2 protein-coding genes are annotated in these 1,650 nt (G+C 70.8%); both read left to right on the plus strand.

Annotated elements, in window-relative coordinates; genetic code table 11:
* Positions 1–267: 267 nt before the first annotated feature.
* Positions 268–750 carry an A24 family peptidase gene (locus H261_RS22745; protein WP_008622678.1) on the plus strand — a complete coding sequence of 161 codons (483 nt, stop codon included), beginning with the start codon at positions 268–270 and terminating at the stop codon, positions 748–750.
* A gap of 21 nt (positions 751–771) precedes the next feature.
* The coding region (gene cpaB, locus H261_RS23685; RefSeq protein ID WP_008622679.1) for a Flp pilus assembly protein CpaB at positions 772–1,650 on the plus strand (879 nt) is incomplete at its 3' end.

The raw sequence follows: 1,650 nt of genomic DNA on the forward strand, positions 1-1,650 counted from the left end.
GGTGGAGGCCGCGCCGCTTCGGCGGCGCCCCCCCCTTGCGGATGTCCGGCGGTACATAAAACCAGGTGCTTCCCCGACCGGGAGGCGCCTGGTTTTATTTGGGGTCGTATTGGCGGTAAGGATTGACAAAAAATAAAACTTTAGTATCTGTGGATAAGCTCACAGTTACGGTAAGGGTAGGGTTGTAGATTTTTCTTCAGGAAGCGGGGCGGGAATGAGCCATGGCATCTCTCTTGTCGGGAGGTGTTCCGGTTCCGGGAGGCGGGAATGGGCGACATCATCTTGATCCTATCGGCGGTGGTTTTCGTCGTGGCGCTGCTGGACGCGGCCCAGGGCGACCTGCGCCGCTTGCGCATCCCCAACCGGGTTCCCCTGGTCATCCTGGCGGCCTTCGTGCCGGCGGCGCTGGCCGGGGGGCTGAGCGGCGCCGACTGGCTGCTGCACCTGGGCACCGGCCTGTTGTGCTTCGTGGGCGCGGCGTTGCTGTTCAGCCTGGGCGTGTGGGGCGGCGGCGACGCCAAGCTGGTTCCCGCCGTGGCGCTGTGGACCGGTCCCGCCGGGCTGCCGCGTTTCCTGCTGGTCATGGCGCTGGTCGGCGGCCTGGTGGCGCTGGCCGCCCTGCTGGGGCGCCGCGCCGAGGCGGGGGGCCTGCGCTCCGTGCTGCGGGGCCGCGTCCCCTATGGAATCGCCATCGCGGCCGGCGGCCTGGACTGGGCGGCGCTGAGCCTGCTGCCCCGGCTGGCCGGCTAAAGCCCCCGAGAGGTACGCCACATGCGACCCATCGTCATCATCGTCGTCGTGGCCGCCCTGGCGGCCGGAGGCACCGCCATGCTGGCCAAGTCCTGGCTCGACCGCCAGGAGGCGCGCCGCGCCAGGGCCGCCGACGAGCCCGCCACCGTCGAGATCCTGGTCATCAACCGCGACGTCGCCTCGGGCGCGGCACTGGTCTCCGACGATCTGCGCTACGAGGTCTGGCCGAAATCCGCCGCCGCCGACCGGCTGGTAACCCGCAAGCCGGGCGAGGATGCCAAGGCCGCCTTCGTCGGCATGATCGCCCGGCGTCCGCTGGCCGAGGGCGAGCCGGTATCGGCCGCCACCACTTTCCGCCCGGAATCCTCGGGCGTGCTGGCGGGATTGCTGGCGCCGGGCAAGCGCGCCATGTCCATCGCCATCACCAATCCCACGGCGGTGTCGGGCTTCGTCACCCCTGGCGACCGGGTGGACGTGGTGCTGGCCACCGACCTCAAGAAGTCCGAGGAAGGGGCAAGCCCCGAGGCGTCCGCCGGCCTGCTGGTCCGCCACGGGGCCGAGACCGTGCTGGCCGACATCCGGGTGCTGGCCATCGACCAGCAGATCACCCGGGGCCGCGACGGCGCCCCCATCCAGGGCAAGACCGCCACCCTGGAGGTCACGCCCAAGCAGGCGGAGATCCTGACCGTGGCCGGCATGGTGGGGACGCTGCAGCTGTCGCTGCGGCCGCAGCGCGGCGACGAGTCCGCCGCGCCGCCGGCTTCCGGCGAGGTCCTGGACTTTACCACCGACCTGGAAGCGGGCAAGGTGCTGCAGGCGGCCGTCGGCTTCAAGCCGAAGGCCGAGCGTGCCGCGCCGCCCGCTCCCAGGGGGTGCGGGTCAATCGCGCCGGTCAGGTCA

This window comes from Paramagnetospirillum caucaseum (genome assembly GCF_000342045.1).
GTDB classification, from domain to species: domain Bacteria; phylum Pseudomonadota; class Alphaproteobacteria; order Rhodospirillales; family Magnetospirillaceae; genus Phaeospirillum; species Phaeospirillum caucaseum.